The organism is Sinorhizobium sp. P24N7 (assembly GCF_042436655.1).
Lineage (GTDB): Bacteria > Pseudomonadota > Alphaproteobacteria > Rhizobiales > Rhizobiaceae > Sinorhizobium > Sinorhizobium meliloti_A.
On record NZ_JBHMIW010000002.1, the window covers coordinates 119,276 to 134,375 of the forward strand.

A 15,100-nucleotide genomic window follows, 5' to 3' on the forward strand; every position below is an offset into this window, starting at 1 on the left:
TGAGCATTATGCGTCGGCTTCGCGTTTCGTGGTGACCCGCTTGACGACAGTCGCCGCGGCATGCGCGGCGATCGCACCACCGACGACCCCCGCAGCGGTCAAGCCGATCTTGTCGGCATTGGCCTCGATGCCGAACTGGTGGAAGTTGGTCAGCCGGTCATAAAAGCTGCCCTGATCCCAGAAGCCTTTCTCGGAGCAACCGATGCAACCATGGCCCGACTGGATCGGGAATGAGACGCCTTCATTCCAGCGCACCGTGGAACAGGCGTTATAGGTCGTCGGACCCTTGCAGCCCGACTTATAGAGGCAGTAGCCCTTGCGCGCGCCCTCGTCGTCCCACTCCTCCACGAACTGGCCAGCGTCGAAATGGGGGCGGCGATAACATTTGTCGTGGATGCGCTGCGAATAGAACATCTTCGGCCGCCCCTGACGGTCGAGCTCGGGCAGCTTGTCGAACGTGGTGATGAAGGTGATGACGCCGGTCATCACTTCGGCGATCGGGGGACAGCCGGGAACCTTGATGATCGGCTTGCCGCGGATTACCTTGTCGATCGGGGTCGCCTGGGTCGGGTTCGGTCTGGCCGCCTGTACGCAGCCCCACGAGGCACAGGTGCCCCAGGCGATTACGGCCATCGCATCCTCTGCCATCCACTTCAGTTTCTCGACGAATGGCCGTCCACCGTCGATGCAGAACATGCCGTTCTCGTTGAGCGGCGCGTTGCCCTCGACGGCCAGGATGTACTTGCGCTTATACTTCGCCTTGGTTTCCTCGAGAATGGCCTCGGCCTGATGGCCGGCAGCGGCCATAATCATCTCATCGTAATCGAGCGAGATCATCGACAGCACGACATCCTTTACCAACGGATGGCCCGAACGGATGAAGCTTTCCGAGCAGCAGGTGCATTCGAGCCCGTGCATCCAGATGACGGGCACGCGTTCCCTGGTCTCGAGCGCCTCGGCCATGGCGGTCGCCGCACCCGGACCGAGGCCAAGACTCGCAGCCGTCAGACTGCAGAATTTGGTGAAGCTGCGCCGGGTGATCCCCTGGCTGCGAATGACATCATAGAAGGTTTCAACAGTTGCCATCGCGCTCCTCCAGCAATCCGTCCCCCCATTCAATCGTCCGGATCGGCAACCGGCTCAGTCACAGGGAGATTCTGCAAGAAACGGACCGGTCCAAGTTATTTACCGACCGCCCTGTCGCTGGCGGATTGTTCGAGTTATCTATTTCGGGGAGGAACCGAAGCGGATTGGCGTGGCAACGATCGTGATCGCCGTCCTCAAACGACATGCGAGAAGGCAGATAACGGCTCATCAATCGAGTTCGTCTTCGGCACTGCCGGTGGTCCCGCGGCTTTCGTCAACATCGTTTCGAGTGAATCGGACATTAGGCTGTCCCAGTCCTCCGAATAGTGTCCCACGAGTGGTCGTCGCCAACCCAGGCCGATGAGGGTGATTGCCGACAATTCTGTCGTATTTGTCGAACGCGCGACATAATTGGTTCGACGGCTCTTTTTCAGTTGAACGCTAATAAGCGGAGAACTACCGCGAAATCGGTTTGTCGATACCCGGCAGCGCAATCGGCATGCGTTTTGAACCTCCATGCTTGAAAGGCGGCGGGCATTGCCGAATGGCATTCAGGTAGCGGAAAACGGTGATGGCTGACGGCCAAAAAAGCATCCTGGGCGCGGGATCCCATTCGATGCAAGGGGAGAGGACGCGAGGGATCCGGACATCCTCTCGGTCCGAGTGGGGACGAAAGTCAGCCGGCATCACGGCGCCGACCTCGCTTCATACAAAGTATTATGATGCCCGCCTGCCTTGGTACACGATCTATCCAACCGTACCGGAGTTTTCCCAGGCGGTCGGCACCAAGGCCTGCGAGGAATGGCTGAAAGTTTTGGCAACTGACGATGCCGTGTCGATCTATCTCCACGTTCCATTCTGTCGGTCGATGTGCTGGTATTGCGGCTTTCCGACCAGCATCACTCGTCGGGATGCGTCGATCGTCGATTACCTGGCGATGCTACGCACGGAAATCAGTTTAGTTGCGGCGCAGGCGCCGCAGGCACTAACCGTGAGAGACGTGCATTTCGGCGGCGGATCGCCAACCATCATGCCGCCAGCGGAGTTTCTCACCCTAGTGGAACTTCTGCGCCGCCGCTTCGCGTTCGAGAAAGCGGCTACCGTCGCTGTCGAGATCGACCCGCGCACGTTCACCACGGAGATGGCCGAAGCCTTGGAAGCAGCGGAGGTGAGCCGCGCGAGCCTCGGCGTGCAGAGCTTCGATCCGATTGTCCAAAAGGCGATCAATCGAGTCCAGAGCGAGGCGCAGGTGACGGCTGCCGTCGTGAACCTGCGCCGGCATAAAGTAAGCCGCATCAATTTCGACCTCATGTACGGTCTCCCGCATCAAACAGTGCAGTCCTGTGTCGAGAGCGCGACGACGGCAATCGCGATGCGCCCCGACCGGTTTGCGGTGTTCGGTTACGCACACGTTCCTTCCTATCGAAAAAATCAGCGCCTCATCGATGAGACGGCACTGCCGGACGCGGCTGCCCGCGCGGAACAGGCAGCGGCCGTGGCCGGCACGCTGGTTGCCGCCGGGTATCGCCAGATCGGGCTCGACCATTTCGCGTTGCCGGATGACGAGCTCGCGCTGGCGCAGAGAGCCGGACGCCTGCGGCGCAATTCCCTGGGTTACTCGGCCGACACCTGCCAAACCCTGATCGGCTTCGGTGCGTCGGCTATCGGTCGTCTCGGCGAAGGATATGTCCAGAACGAAGTTACTCAGACTTCGTATAGCCGACACATCGCAGCCGGTCACCTTGCGACATCAAGGGGCTGCCGTCTCACCGGTGAAGATCGCGTGCGAGCCGAGATCATCGAGCGGCTCATGTGCAATTTAGAGGCGGACGTGCCGGCAATCTGCGCCGCTCACGGATTTGATCCGATCCTCTTTGTCGATCCAGCCGAGCGTTTGGCGATGTTGGCCGAGGACGGGATCGTGGACATTGACAATGGTTTCGTCCGCGTGCGGCAGGAGCATCGCTTTTTGCTTCGAGCTGTCGCTGCCGCATTTGACGCTTATCTCGACCGCGCCCCCTACTAGCGCCGTGTTCCCGGCATCTGCGACCGGTATCTGCAGTGCGCGACGGCGGCGCCCGCCGAGCTTGGTTCACATGCCTTGCATTCGGCAGCGCAAGTCGGACGCAGGATTTCGCAGGCTTCCAGACAGTGCAGACCACTGAGCAGATGTCGCGATTCCCTTGCTGCCGGTGTTGCTGAGTCGCACGCTACGCTTGACCACAAGCACGTGCGCAGGCCCGAGGGCCCGGCCAGCCGCCCATGGCGAAGCCCGGCCGCGCCGCGAGAGGCGAGCTTTCCCTGTGGCCCGTTATCCTTTCCTTCCCTCGAGCGGCGCTCCGACGATCATCACGGCGGGGTCAGCGGAGAGAAGCTGTTTTGCGACCGACCGGACATCCTCCACGGTTACGGCCTGGATCAGCTGTTTCCGCCGCTCGATGTAGTCGATGCCGAGATCTTCCATCTGGATTGCGACCAGAGTGTTGGCGATCGCGCTGGATGAGTTGAGATGGTCGACGGCGTAACCGCCGATCACGTTTTTCTTCGCTGCTTCGAGCTCCTCCTCGCTGACGCCCTCCTCCGTCATCCGCCTCACCTCGGCGCGAACGAGGGACAGCGTCTCTGCGGCACGATCCGGGCGGGTCCCCGTGCCGATAACGAGCGCCGAGGCATGGTCGCTGTTCACGAGGGTAGATCCGATGTGATAAGCGAGCCCTCGCTTCTCGCGGACCTCGTTCCAGAGCCTAGACGTGAACGCTTCTCCCCCGAGGATGTGGTTCATCAGATAGGCTGCGAAGAACCGCGGGTCTTTGTCGCTGACCCCGGCATAAGCCAGGCGCAGCCCAGTCTGGGGCAGGTCATACGGGATGCGAACCTCCTGCGCCAGCTTGGGCGCGGTTTCTGCAACCGGCACCAGGGAGGGTTCAGCAGGCAACCCGCCGAATATCCGATCCAGATCGCGCTTGAGCGCACCCGCGTCGATCGCTCCCGCCACGGCGATGGTCAGGTTGCCGCGCGCGAAAAGGCGCTTACGAAGCGCCTTAAGATCGGAGGGTTTGGCAGCGGCAAGGGTCTGCTCGGTGCCTTCGTCCTGCCGGGAGTACGGATGCTCGCCATAGAGCGCCTTCCCCCATGCGATCTTTGCCACCGCCTCCGGATCCTTGGCCTGCGCGGTGATGCCGGAAACGATCTGAGCGCGGACGCGATCCGTCGGTCCCTGGTCGAAGCGTGGCTGTTCGATGGCCAGCCGGAGAAGATCGAACGCAACATCCTTTTGATCGGCAAGCACTCGCATGGAGCCGTAGACCGCATCGCGCCCGGCGTCGAACCGCATCTCGGCGCCAGCATCGTCCAGCCGCTCCTGGAAGGCTTCTCTGTCAAGGTCGCCGGCCCCTTCGTCGAACAATCCGGCCATGAGATTGGCAAGGCCCTCCTTACCGGAGGGATCCTGCGTGCTCCCGCCCCGGAACGCGAAACGGACGGTAACGATCGGTATCGAATAGTCTTCCACCAGCCAGGCCTTGATCCCGCTCGATGTCCTGACTTCCTGGATGGCCATGGCCGCCCGAGCCGGTATCGCGGCAAGGCCTAAGAATACGAGCGCGACGAGCAGTGGCTTGGCGGCACCGATCGGCAGTCGGTTGAACATTGTCATCGGCGTTTGTCTCCTGAGGTCGCGCTTTCCCGCGGCAACAGATATCCCGCCACCGATCGGTCCGGATTAAGATATTTTCTGGCAACCGCCTGCACCTGCGTCGAAGTTACCGCGCGGACCCTCAACGGCCATGCCTCTAAGTCGTAAACAGTGCTGCCGGTCGCAAGCGCCTTCCCGTAGATGCTGGCCATTCCCGTCTGGCTGTCGCGTGCGAAGATCATCGAGCGCACCAAGCGGTTCTTGCCCTTCTCCAGTTCGACATCGGTAACACCGGTCTCGATGATTTTCCGGACTTCAGCGTCGAGCGCGTCTTCCACCGCCTCGATCGTCGCCTCGCCCCGCGGCGAGCCATAGATCGTGAAGCTGGACGGATCGAGCGATCTTCCCTGGAAATAGGCGCCGCCCCAGGAGGCAATTCCCTGTTTCACCACCAATTCCTGATTGATCCGGCTCCGCGTTCCTCCGCCAAGAATTTCCGCCAGAAGATCAAGGGCTTCCGCTTCACCCGGCTCGGTTATTCTGTAGCAGGGCGCCACCCACGACTTTTCGAAGCTCGGCACGGTCACGCGAGGATCGGTGAGCACGACCGTTCGTTTGGTGTTCTGCTCCGGCTCCTGCGGCCTCACCCGCTGCGGCAGGTCCGGGCCGCGCGGTATGGCCCCGTAGGTCTTGTCCGCGAGCCGCCACACCGTTCCGGCGTCCACATCGCCTGCCACGACCAGTATGGCGTTGTTCGGGGCGTAGTAGCGATCGTAGAACGCCACGGCGTCCGTGCGATCGAGCTGTTCCATCTCGTGCATCCAGCCGATGACCGGGATACGGTAAGGATGGTTCTGATAGAGCGTCGCCTGTGTCTCCTCCTCGAGAAGCCCCTCCGGATTGTCTTCGACCCTCAAGCGCCGCTCCTGGAGAATGACATCGCGCTCCGGCACGATCACCGCGTCCGTGAGCACGAGATGGCGCATCCGGTCAGCTTCGAATTCCATCATCGTCCCGAGCGCCTCCGGCGTGACAGTCTGATAGTAGGCGGTGTAGTCGGACGACGTGAAGGCGTTCTCCTCGCCGCCGATCTCTGCGACCTTTGCGTCAAACTCGCCGGCCGGGTGCTTGCTCGTGCCCTTGAACATGAGATGTTCCAGGAAATGAGCAATGCCCGATTTGCCGGGTGGCTCATCGGCGTTACCGGCTTTGTAAAAGACCATCTGCGTGACAGTCGGCGCCCGGTGATCCGGTATGACGACCACATCCATGCCGTTGCTCAGCAGGAAATTTGCGATCTCGGATTCGCCTAGCGGGGCCTCGACGGCAGCCGCTTCGAAGGTCATCAGAGTTTGCAGCGCAACGATGCTCAGGGCAAATGCACGTATACGCGAATTTATTCCTCCATGATTCATCGGCCGCCCTCCAAGCGAAGATGGCTGTTGTGGCTCGACCTATTTAGCACCGCAGCCAGGAAGGCCGGATCGAAGGCGGACCGCTTCACATCGACCGGCATGAACCGGTGCTCGCCACGACTGGTCCCGCGGTAGGCGAACCCCTCGGCCCCATTCAATCGGAACGGCCGCCGTAGGATTTTGCCGGCAAGCAGGCCATAGTGATCGTTGCGGCCGCGCAAGGACAAACTCGGCAAAAGCGCCCGTGCAGCGTCGGCTCGACTGTTGCTTGGGGGGTTCGGGCCTTTGCCTCTACGGCATTTGGAACGTCCAGCTGTGGAATGACCGGACGAAGGTACTGATAAAAAGCATGGTGGTAACATTTCGCCATCTCCGCGCGTTTATCTTTGATCCCATGACGCGTCTCAAGATGCCTGAAGCAATATGCGTGCCGAAGGAACCGTCTTTGGAACCAACGTGTTCGATTGAACCGCAGTCTCGCCATGTCCAACATTGTCGTATATCGGACAATGCCAAGCGACATTGACGTGTTGCAGGCGTGACGAGCGCAACGGACTCCTGACAGCTTCTCGTGCGGGACCGTCGCCCCAACGACTCCGATGCGGGCGCCAAGCGTCTCGATCATGAAAGGCGACGCCGGGTGAAGTGAAAATCGCTGATATGTAGGATAGTAAGCAATCAAAGAGCAAATCGGTATAAAGGCGCAGGCACTCATCGTGACCTTGCGCAGATCAAGGAAACGCCGCATATAAGTCAGAGGTTTAATCGTGATTAGAATTATGAAGAAGAGATCTGAGACAACGCCGGTAAAGGGCGGGTGGGTTAAGCGCGAAGCTGCCACAGGCCGTTTCATGGAGGTTGTCACACACAAGGGTGCTGCTAAGGCAAGCTCGAAAACGGAGGCTACGGTAAGGGAAGCTTCGTCCAAGCGCAGTTCGGCGCTGAAGCGCCTGGCAGATCGCTAGCCGTCGGCATTACAGGCTGACCCTCGCAGACGCCATCACAGCTCACGATGAAGCTCTGACGTATGGCGGCCTGGAAGGCGTTAGTAGCTTGCACTTGATCGAGTCTGCGCTGGCGCGACCCTATTCGGGCTATCATCGCCCCATTGCTCAAAAGGCCGCAGCTCTTCTGCACAGCATGGTGGGCAATCACGGTTTTGCGGACGGTAATAAACGAACAGCTTGGCTTCTTGTCGAGATCTTAATCGACCGTAGTGGATATAAGCTGGATATTCCGGACGATGAACCCGTCGATGATCTCGTCGTTGCCGTCGCCGCTGGAGAGATTGATTTCGACGAACTGGTGACCTGGTTTAAGTCTAGGTTAGTGAGAGACAGTAGCTAGCTGTGAGTTTTCCATAGGTTGTCCATCCGGTCCGGACCGGGAACGCTGAGGTTGTCGAACCGGCGATCGTATTAGCAGTTGAGGTTCGCCCGCCTGATGACGAGTTTTACGCCGGTAGGAGATCTGGCGAGGGTCTTCCTCGTAAGCGCGCGTGTCGACCTGGCAGCATCGGTTGCGGTAGTGCAAGGACTTCACCCGGCTTAGTATAGACCTTCGTCAGGCAGTCGGATTGGAGTGAATCCGTCGCGCCGAAACCAAAATTGTGCATCTCCCGCCTGTAGCCGGGGCGGATTTGGCAAACTGCAAGGTCGCGCGAATCTGGGGACCAGCTAAGTGTCGAGAAGGCATAATAGTGGCGTTCCTCCTGTCTGCATGAACAGCACGCACGTTAAAGCGCCCATTACCGCGCGACAATGAACGTGAGATTTCAGCGTTAATCAGGATGGGAGTCTGCCGCGATCGTGTAGCACAGAGACGGCGTAGCCAAAGTCCTGACCCTGGTCCGGTTTAACGCCTCGAATCTTCAGATCGCTTATCTGGGCGCCTGAGCACCGCCCACCGCGAGGCCCGGAAATTTTCAGTCGGACGACGTGCGCGGAAATACATCCATCACGTGGATACTTTCAATCAAAACAATCGATTACGCCAAGTGTCCCATGAGGAGTATGAAGACGTCACGGGCGGTCGGGCATTGCATCACAAGGAGTATTTGCGATGGAAAAGTTTTTCCGGGGCAACGATGGCGCGGACACCCTCTTCGGCAGCAATGGCGACGATGTGATCATCGATTTTGCCGGCAATGACTGGATCGACTCTCGTGCGGGCACTGACCGCGCCTTCGGCGGCGCGGGAAATGACCGGGTACTCGGCGGCTCGGGCAATGACCAGGTCTACGGCGAAGAGGGCAGCGACTATCTCTCCGGCGACAACGGCCGCGACAAACCCCGCATTGCCGGCGAGGACAATGACTATCTCTCCGGTGGTGCCGGCGATGATGTTCTCTTCGTCGGGGACGGTAGGGATTGGCTGAGAGGGGGCGACGGGGGCGACATGTTCGTGTTCCAGTTCCACAACCCGGTGCGCGGTTCCCACAACCCGATGCCAGGGGTGTTCCCCAAACAGGGGCCGGACCCGGATATCTCCACCATCCTCGATTTCGACCCGGCTCAGGATACCTTCGCCTTCGATGCGGCGGGCCTCTACAACGACGGCTTTGGCGCGAACTTCATTAACCACGCCAGCGTGCAGTCGGGCTACCCCGTAGACACCTTCTACAGCGGCGCGGCCTCGGGTGCGAAGGGCGAGCACGTCGTGGTGATCACCGACCAGAGTTTCGCCAGTGGCTCAGCCGCCGCGAGGGCGATTTCCGGCGAGGCCGCTGGCGACATCATCGTCTACCACGACTTCAAGACCCACACAGCCAACCTCGCCTATGTCACCTCGGCAAACAACGTGGACGAGTTGATTCACCTTTCTGATGTGTACAGTGTGAGCAACCTTGCCAATCTCCACCTGACCGCGTCGGACTTCACATTCGTCTGATTCCGCTATTTGCCTACGAGCCGCAGCGCCCAGCGGACACGCCGTTTTCAGCTTGCCCGTGAGTCCGCTGGTCGCAATCCCAATACTCCTGAAGGTCGGAAGCGTTCGATCGGCATGCCCCACCACCCAAATGGCGCTCGGCTTGGCGACGCGCGCCATCATGCCCGGAACCTGAGAACAACCCGAGGGGCGTGCCGCTCGCATTTAAGTTTGAAGAAGCCACACAGCCCAGCTTATCTGTGCCGGCTCACCATCTTCGCTTCGGCGCGAGAGCGCAGATTCTCAGCTTCACTGCATCGGAGAGACGCTTCAACGCATGCCGCTATGAAGCAATTCCTTGCGGAATTCGCGTATTCGGAGTGATGCAACGCTTCACGGCAGACCTGCACCGCCCGTGCGTGCTGCATCCCCTGCCTCGGCCATTCATTCTCCAGGAAATCAAGTGCGTCGTAGGGCCCGCAGAACTGGCGCTTCATGCCGTTTTGCAACGTCACCCACAGTGGGGCACGCCATGGCACTTCTCTCATTTTCGGACCTCCTCGAAGATCGTACTCAGAACCGCAAACCCCTCGTGTTCGTTCCCACGCTACAACGATTCGTTACCCTTGATGACCCATAAGCCAAGCGGCGCAAAATATCGCGCATCAGGGCAGGTCCGCGACCGGGCTAAGCTGGGCTGCACTCCCGAGTTCAAGTGACCGCGCCGACAGGAAGAACCCCTCCATGCATCGCGCACTGGGCGAGACAACCGCCCCGTTCTCCGCTGACGGAAATCGAAGATGAGAAGCAAAGACCTCTCTAGGCAAAGGAATCGCAAGAGACGCCACCGCAATTGCAGCCACCTCTATCCGCGTTTGCGGCATTTTTTGGTTCCTCCAGCACGGAGTTCAGGCAGCGCTTGAGGAGGTTGTCGGACGGATTGCCGTATTATCTGGACGCATGCTATCGGTGCGGAGCCGCTCACCAGCAGCGAGCCACCCGCGTGGAATGCTGCGACACAAATGCTCGCCGCTGAAATCCTAAGCGCCCTCACGACCGTAACCCCGGGGTGTCCCTTGGCATGGTGCTTGCGTGGGATCCCGGGACAGGCGCAGATCTTACCCGTACGCGCGGCCGATTTCATTTCGGCGGCGGAATGAAGGAGATCGGTGCCCCAACCGACTGTGGAGGTACTTTTGACGGTGAGTGCCGCAAGCCTTTGTTTTACGGCCCCCGCAACTCGACCCAATGTTGGGGCGAGATCACCGCCTCTTGCCACCCGGATTGGCAAGGCCGTGGTGAACGAGCACCGCGGCGATCAGGCTGACCGATGCCGGACATTTCACCCCGATATATCCATGGCATCGATGACCCCCATCCAAACAATCGATTGTGATTATGCTACGGCCTGTTGCATGAAGATAAACGTGATCCGAAGGCGGAGCGGCATGCATGGTGAGGAGCTGCCGGCGGGCACCAGCATGCACTCTCTTGATTGGCTACCGACGAGACAGCAATGGTGAACACAGGTCAGGCCCGGTCGGGCGAAGGGGAAACTTCGCTTCGGCGGCTCGATGCCGCCCTGAACCGGTTGAAACACCTGCACGAAACTCTCCTCGACAGGTTACAGTGCCTCGACTCCGACAATGACCAGGTGTCCAGCCTGACCGCGCCCCCGCGGACGCAGCGCTCCGAATGCATGGTTATCGTGTGGCCGGCTGCTCGTGGACACGGTGACATCGGGCCTAGGATCAATGCCGCACCCCATCTCACCGCGATCCAGCAAAAAGAACAACTCCATGGCGCTCGCGCGGATTCGGCAATGTGCTGATGCCGTGAACTACGAGGATTTATAGTTGAGGAAGCCGTCCATCCCACTCGCCACTGTTCTTTTCTGTGCAGCACTGCTTCCCTTCGGGAGTGCCATGGCGGATCAGCTGGCAGCACCTGCACTTACGGTATCGCTGGTAACGCCGGCGCTGCGGGAGTGGCCGGAAACAATTCCTGCAAGCGGATGGCTCAAACCTTGGCAGGAAGCGGTCATCGCCTCCGAGACGAGCGGGCTTCGCGTAACGGACGTTCTGGTCGATGTCGGATCGGTTGTGGCCAAGGGTCAGACGCTGGTCCAGCTTTCGCAGCAGAGCGTGCTGGCGGACCTTCGAAAGCAAGCCGCAGCCGTCGAAACCGCCAAGGCAGATTTAGCAAAGGCCAAGGCGAACGCGGACCGAGCCCGGCAGCTTGGGCCCTCGGGAGCAATTTCGGATGAGAAGGTCGCCGAGCGTTTAACTGACGAACAGATGGCAATAGCAAGCCTCGAATCCCAACAGGCCGCGCTCGACAGCCAGAAGATCAAGCTCGCTCAGACGACTGTCACTGCCGTAGACGACGGGCTGATAACGTCACGCACCGCCAATCTCGGCGCAGTCGTTTCCGCTGGCACCGAGCTGTTCCGCCTGGTCCGTCAGCAGCGCGTCGAGTGGCAGGCCGAAGTTTCGGCACGCTTCCTGTCACGCATTGCGGGAGGATTGAGCGTCAGGATCAACGTCCCGGATGAGCGCCCCGTTCAGGGTAAGGTGAGACTTGTCGGACCGTCTGTCAGCACCGAGACCGGCCGCGCAATCGTTTATGTCACGCTTCCCGCCGGCGTCCATCCGCCTGTCGGTCTTTATGTCACCGGCAGCATCGAGCTAAAGACGACTTCGGCCCTCACGGTTCCCGAGACAGCGATCGTGTTCCGCGACGGCATGAGCTACGTCTTTACGATCGGCGACGACAGGCGGGTGCGACGGGTCCGGGCGGAGACGGGCCGCCACAAGAACGGCGAAGTCGAGATTCTCTCCGGCATAGATCAGTCCTCAAGGATCGTGGCATCGGGCGGAGCGTTTTTGTCGGACAACGACCTCGTGAATGTCGCCGAGCAAGGCTGATGAATTTCTCCGCCTGGTCGATACTCAATCCCATACCGGCGATACTGCTCTTCGCAATGCTCACGATCGGCGGGATATTGGCTTTTGAGCGCCTGCCGGTCCAATACTTCCCGGATATGGACCTTCCGAGGATCAGCATAACCGCGACACTCGATGGCGCGGCGCCGGCGCAGCTCGAGACGGAGGTTGCACGCATTATCGAGGACCGGGTGGCCTCGTTGACTCATCTCAACCACATTGCCACAACGATCACCGACGGAACCGTCGCACTCAGCGTCACCTTCGAGCTGGAGAAGAACACCGATGACGCTTTAAACGAGGTCCGCAATGCTGTCGACAGTGCGAAGGGGGATCTCCCGGCGCAGATGCAGACGCCGAGCGTCACCAAAGCTACCCTGCAGAGCGCCGCGCTGGTCACCTACGCGATCCGTTCGTCTCATCTTAGTGAGACCGAGCTTTCCTGGTTCATCGACAACGACATGACGAAGGCACTGCTGTCGGTGCCGGGAGTGGGACAGGTGAGTCGCGTCGGCGGGATCGATCGCGAAGTTCATGTCGACCTCGATCCCACAACGATGGCGTCGCTCGGGGTCACTGCAGCGACTGTTTCAGCACAGTTGAAGTCGGTCCAGGCTGATACGTCGGGTGGGCTTGGAGAAATCGGCGGAGCCCGCCAGACGTTGCGGACGCTCGGCGCCGTCGCATCCGTCGAAGACCTCAAGAGACTGCAAGTTCCGCTGCCCAACGGCCAGCAGGTCCGTCTTGACGATGTCGCTTCCGTCACTGACAGCTTCGCGGACCGGTCGTCGCTTGCCTATCTCGACGGCCAGCCAGTGATCGCTGTCGCGATCAAACGCTCTAACGGGTTCTCGGACACCGGCGTTGCCGCTGACGTCGACGAGGAGGTAGCACAGTTCGCCGCCGAACATCCCGACGTGCAGATCGATAAGGTCTACAGCACCGTCGGGGCGGTGCTCGAGAACTATCACGGTTCGATGCGGATGTTATTCGAGGGGGCGATCCTCGCGGTCGTGGTGGTCTGGTTCTTCCTCCGGGATTGGCGCGCGACGATCTTGTCCGCCGTGACGCTGCCGTTGTCAGTCATACCGACCTTCCTTTTGATGTACGCCGCTGACTTCAGTCTTAATATCATCACTCTGCTTGCACTGTCGCTGGTGGTCGGCATTCTTGTCGATGATGCCATCGTGGAGATCGAAAACATCGCTCGCCACCTCCAGATGGGCAAGCGACCGATGGATGCAGCCCTCGAGGCGGCCAATGAGATCTGGTTAGCAGTTGTCGCGACCACGCTCACGCTCGTCGCGGTCTTCCTGCCCACGGCATTCATGGGCGGCATATCAGGGCTGCTCTTCCGCCAGTTCGGCATCACCGCCGCAGTCGCCGTACTCGCCTCTCTGATCGTTGCGCGCCTGCTAACGCCGATGATGGCCGCCTATTTCATGAAGCCGCATTCCACCCAGGAAGAGGATGGGCGGATCATGCGTGCCTACATGGCGATTGTGAAGGCGTCTTTGAAGCACAGGAAGAAAACGCTCCTCGTGACCGCAGTCTTCGTCGCACTCTCGCTTTCCACCATCCCGTTCCTGAAATCGGGCTTCCTGCCGGCTGCCGACGACGCCCGGACCCGGGTGACGCTGACCCAGCAGCCCGGAGCCACAATCGACCAGATGGACACAACGGTCAGGAAGGCGGCGGACATCGTAAGCAAGCTGCGCGATGTGACGCATGTCTTCTCGTCGGTCGGTTCTGCATCATCGGGTGATGGCCCGGAGATCAGTATTGGAACAGCCACGCTCGACGTCATGCTGACGCCCATTAACGAACGAGACCGCAAGCAGTCAGAGATCGAAAAGGATATCCGCTCGGCCCTCTCGGTGCTCCCCGGCGTGCGGGTTGCGGTCGACAACGGTGGCCACGGCACGCAGCTCGTCATCACCCTTGCAAGCGACGACTCAAATGCCCTTGACGAAGCAACCAATGCGCTTGAGGAGCAACTCCGAACGCTCAATGGGATCGGAGCGGTGACTTCGACCGCTTCGAGGCAGGCGCCTGAGGTTCAGATCACCCCGGACTTTGTACGCGCAGCCGCACTCGGGGTGACGTCAAGCGCCATCGCGGAAGCCGTGCGCGTTGCGACGCGTGGAGACTACTCTTCCGCCCTGCCAAAGCTCAATCTGCCTCAGCGGCAAATCCCCATCGTCGTCCGCTTCAAGCCCGAGGCACGCACAAATCTCGACGACATCAGGAACATAAGGGTGCCCGGAAGCCATGGCAGCGTCGATCTTGGATCAATCGCCGACATACGTATCGGCGGAAGTCCTTCCGAGATCGATCGCATCGATCAGATGCGCAACATGACCCTTTCCGTCGAGCTCAACGGCCGTATCCTGGGCGACGTCTATCGCGAGGCAAAGGCGCTGCCGGCTCTTGAGCACCTGCCGGCGGGCGTCACGCTCGTGAAGCAAGGAGAACTTCAGCGCAGTTCGGAACTGTTCCAAAGCTTCGCTCTTGCGATGGCGATCGGCGTGTTCTGCGTCTATGCGGTGCTCGTCCTGCTCTTCCACGACTTCCTGCAACCGTTCACCATCCTCATGGCCCTTCCTCTTTCGCTCGGAGGCGCACTGCTGCCACTAGTGGTGACCGGAACCAGCTTCTCGATGCCGGTGGTCATCGGCCTGCTGATGCTCATGGGCGTGGTGACGAAAAACTCGATCCTTCTCGTCGAATACGCGATCATGTCGCGCCGCCAGGGAATGTCGCGGTTCGATGCACTCGTCGATGCCTGCCGCAAGCGCGGGCGTCCCATTGTCATGACGACCATCGCCATGGCATCGGGCATGCTCCCGGTTGCTTTGAGCCTGACGGGGGGCGATTCAAGTTTCCGACGGCCGATGGCCATTGTGGTGATCGGCGGTGTAATGACGTCAACGCTACTCAGCCTTATTGTGATCCCCATCATCTTCACGTTCGTCGACGACCTGCTTGAGGCACTGAAACGGCTCGGACGCCGGACGCAGGCACGCAACGAAACCGCCGGGCAGGAAACGGATGCATTCGACAATTGCGAGCCGATTGCCTTCAAACGTAGCCCCGCCGCTCGAGGACATGGCCAGAGCTGATTAATTCCCAAAGCCACGTACCTGTCTGTG

Annotated in this window: 9 protein-coding genes; 5 read left to right on the top strand and 4 right to left on the bottom strand. The window is 60.2% G+C overall.

The genetic code is table 11. The features are described 5' to 3' along the window. Positions 1-6: 6 nt before the first annotated feature. Positions 7-1,086 carry a hydrogenase small subunit gene (locus ACFHWW_RS03440; protein WP_283067903.1) on the bottom strand — a complete coding sequence of 360 codons (1,080 nt, stop codon included), beginning with the start codon at positions 1,084-1,086 and terminating at the stop codon, positions 7-9. A gap of 571 nt (positions 1,087-1,657) precedes the next feature. On the opposite strand from ACFHWW_RS03440, the gene hemN reads away from it, so the two are divergent. Then, positions 1,658-3,112, top strand: coding sequence for an oxygen-independent coproporphyrinogen III oxidase (gene hemN / locus ACFHWW_RS03445; protein WP_379937330.1), 1,455 nt, complete (start codon positions 1,658-1,660; stop codon positions 3,110-3,112). A gap of 285 nt (positions 3,113-3,397) precedes the next feature. Here the strand turns inward: hemN and ACFHWW_RS03450 are convergent, their stop codons facing one another. Next, complete coding sequence (locus ACFHWW_RS03450; RefSeq protein ID WP_283067902.1) at positions 3,398-4,741, bottom strand: pitrilysin family protein; 1,344 nt, start codon at positions 4,739-4,741, stop codon at positions 3,398-3,400. Beyond that, positions 4,738-6,066 carry a pitrilysin family protein gene (locus tag ACFHWW_RS03455; RefSeq protein ID WP_283067900.1) on the bottom strand — a complete coding sequence of 443 codons (1,329 nt, stop codon included), beginning with the start codon at positions 6,064-6,066 and terminating at the stop codon, positions 4,738-4,740. The genes ACFHWW_RS03450 and ACFHWW_RS03455 overlap by 4 nt, the downstream gene beginning before the upstream one ends. Positions 6,067-7,194: 1,128 nt before the next feature. Here ACFHWW_RS03455 and ACFHWW_RS03460 point away from each other — a divergent pair. Together ACFHWW_RS03460 and ACFHWW_RS03465 are read left to right on the top strand one after the other, a co-directional pair. Continuing rightward, a complete protein-coding gene (locus ACFHWW_RS03460; protein WP_379937331.1) occupies positions 7,195-7,482 on the top strand; it encodes a type II toxin-antitoxin system death-on-curing family toxin in 288 nt (95 codons plus the stop codon). Between the two features lie 714 nt (positions 7,483-8,196). Next, positions 8,197-9,024, top strand: a complete 828-nt coding sequence (locus ACFHWW_RS03465) for a calcium-binding protein (protein WP_379937332.1) — start codon at positions 8,197-8,199, stop codon at positions 9,022-9,024. Between the two features lie 233 nt (positions 9,025-9,257). On the opposite strand, the gene ACFHWW_RS03470 is transcribed toward ACFHWW_RS03465, so the two are convergent. Next, the gene (locus tag ACFHWW_RS03470) at positions 9,258-9,551 is read right to left on the bottom strand and encodes a DUF982 domain-containing protein (RefSeq protein WP_379937333.1); all 294 of its coding nucleotides are present in this window, start codon (positions 9,549-9,551) and stop codon (positions 9,258-9,260) included. A gap of 1,308 nt (positions 9,552-10,859) precedes the next feature. On the opposite strand from ACFHWW_RS03470, the gene ACFHWW_RS03475 reads away from it, so the two are divergent. Next, complete coding sequence (locus ACFHWW_RS03475) at positions 10,860-11,930, top strand: efflux RND transporter periplasmic adaptor subunit (protein ID WP_283067897.1); 1,071 nt, start codon at positions 10,860-10,862, stop codon at positions 11,928-11,930. Beyond that, complete coding sequence (locus ACFHWW_RS03480) at positions 11,930-15,070, top strand: efflux RND transporter permease subunit (RefSeq protein ID WP_283067896.1); 3,141 nt, start codon at positions 11,930-11,932, stop codon at positions 15,068-15,070. The genes ACFHWW_RS03475 and ACFHWW_RS03480 overlap by 1 nt, the downstream gene beginning before the upstream one ends. Positions 15,071-15,100: the final 30 nt, after the last annotated feature.